Genomic DNA, 382 nt, shown 5'->3' on the forward strand with positions numbered 1-382 from the left:
GTGCGAAACGCATTGCGACGTTACGTAATCCGCGCACATCTTCTGGCCACGCGTTAGAAAGCACGGCATTTCTGACGACATTACCCAACGGTCGACCGTCTGGATTCATTTGAAACGCAAAGTGCTCAAACAGTCTCAACGCGTCTTCTTCTCGTTCCCTAAGTGGCGGGAAGTATATCTGTGCAACATTAAGTCGGTAATACAAATTTTCGCGGAACCCTTCATGATCGTTTCGACCTTGTTTTGCGGACGCGCACTATCAGAAATCCAAATTGATCCGCCGGTTTCCCCCCACTCGCTCGACCGTATGCTCCTGTCTCTGACGCAGACCTTTCACTTGCCTTGAAAACGGCATAATCTCGCTTTCATCAACAAACAGCGT

Annotated in this window: 1 protein-coding gene; it reads right to left on the bottom strand. The window is 49.5% G+C overall.

The window, feature by feature from the left end; genetic code table 11:
* Positions 1-259 precede the first annotated feature (259 nt).
* The gene (locus UF05_RS26650; protein ID WP_269429182.1) at positions 260-379 is read right to left on the bottom strand and encodes a sigma 54-interacting transcriptional regulator; all 120 of its coding nucleotides are present in this window, start codon (positions 377-379) and stop codon (positions 260-262) included.
* Between the last annotated feature and the right edge of the window lie 3 nt (positions 380-382).

Source organism: Vibrio sp. S457-15 (genome assembly GCF_000960545.1).
Classification (GTDB): Bacteria; Pseudomonadota; Gammaproteobacteria; order Enterobacterales; family Vibrionaceae; genus Vibrio; species Vibrio parahaemolyticus.